Annotated in this window: 7 protein-coding genes; 2 read left to right on the top strand and 5 right to left on the bottom strand. The window is 40.4% G+C overall.

Going from position 1 to position 7,554, the window contains the following annotated elements:
- The 5 genes from RAO94_03015 to fusA form a co-directional block, all read right to left on the bottom strand.
- Positions 1-260: AAA family ATPase (locus RAO94_03015; GenBank protein MDP8321305.1), on the bottom strand; the 260-nt coding region annotated here is incomplete at its 3' end.
- 191 nt (positions 261-451) lie between these two features.
- On the bottom strand, positions 452-1,264 hold the full coding sequence (locus tag RAO94_03020; protein ID MDP8321306.1) for a hypothetical protein: 813 nt from the start codon (positions 1,262-1,264) through the stop codon (positions 452-454).
- Complete coding sequence (locus RAO94_03025) at positions 1,264-2,214, bottom strand: hypothetical protein (protein MDP8321307.1); 951 nt, start codon at positions 2,212-2,214, stop codon at positions 1,264-1,266. Before RAO94_03025 ends, RAO94_03020 begins: the two co-directional genes overlap by 1 nt.
- Positions 2,215-2,223: 9 nt before the next feature.
- Positions 2,224-3,798, bottom strand: coding sequence for an APC family permease (locus RAO94_03030; protein ID MDP8321308.1), 1,575 nt, complete (start codon positions 3,796-3,798; stop codon positions 2,224-2,226).
- A gap of 323 nt (positions 3,799-4,121) precedes the next feature.
- Positions 4,122-6,185: an elongation factor G gene (gene fusA / locus RAO94_03035; protein ID MDP8321309.1), complete on the bottom strand. Its 2,064-nt coding sequence runs from the start codon at positions 6,183-6,185 to the stop codon at positions 4,122-4,124.
- A 391-nt stretch (positions 6,186-6,576) separates the two neighbouring features.
- On the opposite strand from fusA, the gene RAO94_03040 reads away from it, so the two are divergent.
- Positions 6,577-7,326, top strand: a complete 750-nt coding sequence (locus tag RAO94_03040) for a YebC/PmpR family DNA-binding transcriptional regulator (protein ID MDP8321310.1) — start codon at positions 6,577-6,579, stop codon at positions 7,324-7,326.
- A 17-nt stretch (positions 7,327-7,343) separates the two neighbouring features.
- Positions 7,344-7,554, top strand: a 211-nt coding sequence (locus tag RAO94_03045; protein MDP8321311.1) for a crossover junction endodeoxyribonuclease RuvC, incomplete at its 3' end; no start/stop codon positions are given.

Here is a 7,554-nt window from a genome sequence, read left to right on the forward strand (position 1 = left end):
TATCTATATTCACCACCATTTCCTTTCACATGTAATTCTATTGTCTGAATATTTGAATCCAGCCATACTGTTAAGTCTTCAGAGTTGAATAATTCTCCAATTTTTGCATTATCAATAATCAATTGCCTGAGTTTATGTAATATGTCAAATATAGAGGTTTTACCTGTTCCATTAGTACCAAGTAATAGTGTTATCTCGTCAAACTTGATCTCGAAGTTCACCAGACATCGGTAATTATTTATATAAAGTCTTTCTAACATATTTTCTCCTTGTCAGTTACTTACTTATTTCACTATATAAATATCATAAAAACTCTGTCAAATGAATTAATCATATTCTGTTAAATTCTTAAAAAAAAGCCCCAGCAGATTGCTGGAGCTTCAGATATAAATCAGTTAATTTATTTAGATATCATCAGGCACTTTCACAAAATGTGAGTAGCTTTGGCTAATCAATTCCGATCAACCTCTTCCACCTCATCATACCACTTGAATTTATCTCCAAATATGCTGCGCAGTTTCCAGCCCAGTGATTTTGGCTGGGCTGCGATATTTTCTTTCATCTGGTTGATCTTGTCAGTTACTATCTGGATATCTTCTTTGTCTTCCAGATATTCTTTCACAAAATGCAGCAGTTTGTCCAAATTCATAGTAGCTGTGCGCCACCAGCCCCAGTTTTTGGAGCAGATTTTGGCAAGGTATTTAACATTAATATTATCTGGTTCTTCTTGATTTGAGAGCGGATACTTGCGCAAAAGCAACATCATGTCCACCAAGTCTTTACGGTTGATCTCCACGATTTGCAGCTTCTCCAGCATCAGGTCTATCAGGCTGATAGTGGGATAATCAATCTCCAGTCGTTTGCGGAAATCTACGGGATGACAGAAGCGCAGTTTATCGATAAAAATATCGGAGTGAATATCTTCTGTGGGATGATAGAATATGCGCCGTTTATCCCCAGATAGTCGCAGTACAGATTGATTTTCACTCCAGCCCAGCTCAAAGAACATATCTTGAACGCGGACAATATCCCGACTGTAGACAATAAAATCTATATCTGTAAGATAGCGGTTATTCTTATACTCAATATACACATATTCCGGAGCTCTTATGCGGAATGCAATAGAGCCGATAACCCTCATTACCACCTTACATTCTTCCGCTTTCTTCATCAATTGGTCAAGCAGCTGGCGGAAGCTGTTTTCCTGCTGCTCCAGTTCTTCAGCAGTAAATTTATCTTTTTCAGGTAAAAAAGGATGTCCCATTATCCCTCCACTTTCCAGTGATTAATAACCTTGCCGTTATCTATTTCCACGATATATCCGCGCAGGATACCTTCACCGTATTCTGAACCGGGATTAACTACTGGCGTCTCCCCAATTTTATCAGTGCCGTAGGATTCGTGAATATGCCCATGCAGTCCCAGCGTCGGCTGATACTTTTTGATAGCATCATAAACTGCTTTGCTGCCTACATGCACAAAGTTGACTTGTCCGGCTACCGTAACCGGTTTTTTACTGGCATCCAGTTCGGGTGCCAGATCAAGCATTGTCCCATAAGGTGGAGTGTGGAAATTAAAGATCGCTTTTCCGGGATCATCCAGCTTTTTAACCAGATTAGTGATCCGCTTTTTTAGTCCCCGCTCCGAATCTTCTCTCGGTGTATCCCAGGGGGTGGGATTCACATAATCAAGACTTATCATCTGAATTCCCAGAACTTCCACTACCTGATCCAGACACCACTTGATGTTCCTGGGAATAAATGATTTGATTACTTCATCTACTATCCAGTCATCATCATTTCCCGGCATTACGATCACATCAACTTTATCTACGTCTACTTTATCCAGCAGCATCTCCAGCCAGTCGTGCATGCGCTGTTTTATCAAATTGAGCATCAGGTCTTCCAGAACCTTGGGATTTTTCTGCAGTTCTTTCACTTTATCCATATCACAGCGCAGCGTATATGCTCCAGCATCCGAGATACGTTTTTCCATCTCGATAGCTTCTTCTTCAGTCTTTAAACTCCAGTTTTTACCAAAATAAAAGGCTTTGTAACCACCACCTTTCTGTTCAATCACAGGGATCAGTGATTTGCCGGTGAGGTCACCACACAAAAGCATGGCATCCACTCCATATATTTCCGGCACTCTAAGCCATTTGCGCCAGACACTGTTTGCTCCATGTACATCTACTGAAAAAAATAATTTCTGCAAAATCTCTCCTTATTCTGGTGGGATCTGAGAATATATCATATTAGTATCGATCCCTTCTTTTCTGTTTTTGTTCTGCTGAACCAGATATACTATCAACCCAACTACCATGATCCCAATCAAAGTCAGCATCACTGCCGGAGTAAAATTTTCCATTGATAGATAGAGGAAAAACCAGCCGGCAATAAAGGTAAAGCCGCCCAGAATCGTCATTACCGGTACACCAAAAATTTCCCATTTCACCGGTGATCGATCATAAATTTCTCGCTTATGATAAGGTAATAGCATAGCGCTTAAACCAAATGCCCAAAAGATAAAGAATGATGTGAAAAGAAGTATCGAAAGGATCACTTTAACTGAAAGCACCATGATGAGCACACCTAATATACAAAATACTGCATTTAAATGAACTGCGTTGGTAGGTGAACCTGTACGGCGATTTACTGCACTAAGTGCTTTGGGAAATGATTTATCCATAGACAGTGCAAAAGCAAGACGCGAATTTGCCAGAAATCCTGGTAAAATGGAATTCGCAAACCAGAGGGCTATACTGAGTGATACTGCCAGTCCAAACCAGACATTACCCGATATCGTCATAAAATAAAAGGGAATTGAGGGTTGCACGGCTTCACCAATTATTCCTTTTAATACTTCGGGATGCTGGTCATACAAGAAGTCATAACTGCCAATAAATCCAGCAAAAGCCGAATATACCGCCCAGACAATGGTCATGTAAAATAAGCCCACAAAAATGGTTCCGATCATAAAACCGCGTACCATAGTGGTCTTGGGAGTTTTAATTTCTCCTCCGGCATAATTTATGATCGTAATGCTTTGATATGCCCACAATACCACTATCAATGCTTGAACCGTAGCACTAAAAGAAAAACTGTGACGTTCCCAGCCTAAGTTTTTTGCCTTATCCAGGATCGCCTGAAATGCTCCTGAACCCCAGGTATTATTAAATGCAGCTGCTACCTGATCCATACCTCCTGAATTAAAAAACCAGAAGATGGCAATTACTGTGCCCACTAATGGTATAAAGAATGCTATCCGCATTATTTTTTTAACTTTTCGTATTCCTGTATAAGCAATGTACCAGAACAATATCACCCAGATCACTCCACCAATAGTCTGCCATAAAGGGGTTTGCATGGATTGTCCCAAATTCGTCATCCAGGCTATGGAACTTGATAACCCGGCAGTTGAAAACATTGCTCCCATCAATCCCACAACAAGATATCCCAAAACGCCACTGGATATTCCATAGCCAATAAAGAGTAGCCAGGCACATAAAAAGCCCAGAGTGGGTCCCATTACCCGGCTGACGGCGATATATAAACCGCCTGAGCGTGGCATGGTTGCCGAATTCATCGCCACTAAAAGCATGATGGGCAAAAATATCAATAGTCCCAAAAAAAATGCCAGAGGTAGATTAGCTCCCGGAAAATCCGCTGCTGTCGATACAGAATAGAACATAACTCCCGAAGCTGCCGGACCAGCTACCACAAAGATGAATACATCAAACCAGGATAGCTCCCGGACCAATCCCGATGCTCGCCTGTTAAAAATAATTCCTTCACTCATAAAACGCTCCTTTTATTATTAATTGCCACTGATTTTAAACTCACCTCTACTATATTTGCAATCAAAATTCTATTCCGTCAATTCATAATTCAAATATATCATAAGTTATTAATTTGCCTATAGTAGATAATTTAGCTGTCAAGGAAAAAAGTTTGAACTGAACTACCTCCTTTTTTCAGAAGTAATTTTGATCAGTATCTGTTGCTGGGTATGATGATTCCCTTTATAGTGATAAATACACCTTATTTTTAACAACTTCAAAGTTCACAAAAAAAAGCTCCAGCGGATAGCTGAAGCTTTAAGATTTATAGAAAATTTCTTATTTAACTTTCATCATCGCTTTCATGGGCTGCTATCACTTTCAGGGTGATCTCAGCTGGCACTTTTTCATAATGTGAGTAATCCTGAATGAACTTTCCACGTCCCTGTGTGAGTGATTTCAGAACTGGATAGTAGTTGTATAATTCCACGAGTGGGATAGTGGCATTCAATATCTGTTTACGACCTTTTTGTTCCATACCGCTGATGCGTCCACGACGAGTAGAAATATCACCCATCACGTCGCCCATGTATTCATTTGGGATAATGATCTGCACGTTATGAATGGGTTCCAGCAGAATTGGTTTACCTTCAGCAAATGCTTTTTTCATTGCCTGCCAGGAAGCTATCTTAAATGCCATCTCAGAAGAATCCACATCATGGTAACTGCCAAAATATACTTCTACTTGAACATCCACAATCGGATTTCCGCAAATTACGCCTTTCACAAGTATCTCTTTCAGTCCCTTTTCAATCGCGGGAATGTAATTAGACGGAATAGTTCCTCCTACAACGGAGTTCTTGAATTCAAATCCATGACCACGCTCCATAGGTTTTACACGGAAGTATACTTCCGCATACTGTCCACGTCCACCAGACTGCTTTTTGTGCTTATAGCTCACGTCTACAGTGCCACCCTGAAGGGTCTCGCGATAGTTCACAGATGGAGTTTGCAGAGAAGCCTCTATTTTAAAGCGGCTCAATAATTTCTTTAGGACAAGCTGAATCTGTTGATCACCAATACCAGAAAGCACATATTCACCGGCTTCTGTATTCATACTCAGGTTCAAAGTTGGGTCTTCATCCAAAAGTTTAGTTAAACCACTTCCGATCTTGTCTTCATCTTTCTGATATACAGCTGAGATCGCCTGCCAGTAAACCGGAGTAGGTAAGGTGATAGCTTTCTTACGCATATCACTTCCCTGCTTAACGATAGAATTAAATGACCGGATAGCTTTCACTTTCACCAATCCACCAATATCACCAGCACAAAGCTCTTCAGCATCACTACGGCTTTTTCCTACGAAATAAGACATGGAACCAATTCTGTCCTTAGATGCTTTCTCAGGAATATATACGTCTAATGCAGCGGTAAGTTTTCCTGAAAACACGCGAACGTAGGCAATCTCGCCCAGATTGGCATCACTGGAAAGCTTAAAAGAATAAGCAAGTAACTGACCATCTTCAGAGCAGATTATTTCCTGATTTTCATCATTTACCGTTGTTTTTATTTTATTTAACTCAGCAGGTGAAGGGAGATAATCTGTCACAGCATTCAGCAGTGAATCAATGGCAATGTTTTCTGCTGCAGAAACCGCAAATACAGGGAATAATGAGCCAGTACTAATAGCTTTTTTAATCCCGCCAGCCAGTTCTTCACTTGTAAGCTCACCAGCTTCAAAATATTTTTCCAGAAGAGCATCATCACTTTCAGCGACTGCTTCCATCAATGACATGCGTGATTCTTCTATCATATCTACCATATTTGCAGGAATATCTTTTGCTTCGCCCTTGATGAATGCTTTTCCTTTTATTATATCTACCACGCCTTCAAATTTTGATTCTGAACCTATTGGTACCAGTAAAGGAACTGGATTATAATCTGAGTTATCGCGGATAAATTCCAGTGTTTTATTGAAATCTGCTCCTTCACGATCCATGCCATTCACTATTAATGCTCTGGCACAATCAGCTTCTTCCAGCAATTCCAAAACCTGCTCCAAACCTACTTCAAAACTGGTGGAAGCTGCATTTGCTACAAAAAGCAAAGTTTCTACAGCCTGGCTGGCTGAAAGCTGATCAGCAGCAAAATCTGCTGTTCCCGGTGTATCCAGAAGGTTGATCTTATTGTGTTTCCATTCAAAATTTGCCAGCGATAATGACATGGACATGCCTTTATCAATTTCTTCCTGAGTGTAATCCATTACAGTGTTTCCATCTTCAACCCGACCAATACGGGAAGTCTTCTTGGCGACGTTTAATATGTGCTCAGCCAGCGTAGTTTTTCCACTGCCGCTGCCACCTACAAGAGCAACATTGCGAATTTGTGTCATATCATATTTCTTCATCTTTCCCTCGCTATATTTTTACTTCTTTATTTTTTATCCTATAACTTCAGGCAATAGAGGACAAAATCAATAATTTACTATTTCATGTCAACAAACAACTTTATATTTATAGTTTTAAACTACTTGGGTATCTGAGACAGGCAAAATCCACCAGTCACAATCAGCAGAAATATTCCTGCTACTCATAAAGGAAATAATGGACATAATGAACTAAGAGGACTTAAATTTGAAAGGATTTTATAATGTCCATGATGTCCACTAAGTCCATTCTATCCACAGATAGAGGCGTGAGGGACACGGTTCTTGAAACTTGAGTACTTTTTACTTGCCAAAAAGAAAAGCAGCTTAATAAATTGGATTAGTAAAAAATAGAAAAAAAACTGGAGGTAGAATGTCAGGACACAATAAATGGAGTTCAATCAAACATAAAAAAGGGGCAGCAGATGCCAAGCGGGGAAGAATATTTACCAAATATATCAAGGATATCACAGTAGCAGCCCGTGAAGGCGGTGGAGATGTGGACAGTAACCCTAGTCTGAGAGTAGCAATATCAGGAGCCAAATCAGTTAATATGCCGGCAGTAAATATTGAGCGAGCCATTAAGAAGGGAACTGGAGAATTGGAAGGCGTAAACTATGAAGAATGCACCTATGAGGGATATGGGCATAATGGAATAGCAATTCTGGTGGAAACTCTCACAGATAATAAGCAGCGTACAGTATCCGAGGTGCGGCATGCTTTTTCAAAATACGGTGGCAACCTGGCAGAGAGTGGGGCAGTAGCCTGGATGTTCAATAGAATGGGAATGATCGTAGTGAAAAATCCCGGTAAAGATGAAGATGAAGTGATGATGGATGCTCTGGAAGCAGGAGCAGACGATGTGGAGATAGAGGAAGACAGCATCACAATCTATACTCCTTATACTGAGCTTCACAGCGTGATGCTGGCTCTGGAATCAAATGAATATGAAGTGGAAAAGGCTGAGCTTACCATGATCCCCAAAAATGTGATAAATGCTGATAATATAGCAGAGAAATTATTCAAGCTCCTTGATTGGCTGGAAGATCTGGACGACGTTCAGAAAGTATATGCCAATTACGAAATATCGGATGAAGTATTTGAACGCTTAAGTGCTGAATAAACCAGCGGATATGATTTGTGATAATACTGGGAATTGACCCTGGCACACTGCATTGTGGTTATGGCATTCTGGAAACGGAAAGACGCCAGATCTTATCAGCAGGTTGTGACGTGATCTCTGTGAATCCTAAATTGGAATTAGTTGAGCGGGTCACTTTGATCTATGACGGCTTAAAAAAGGTGCTGCTGGAATATCAGCCCGACATGGCAGCAGTGGAAACAATTTTTT

Source organism: Candidatus Stygibacter australis, from assembly GCA_030765845.1.
GTDB lineage: Bacteria > Cloacimonadota > Cloacimonadia > Cloacimonadales > TCS61 > Stygibacter > Stygibacter australis.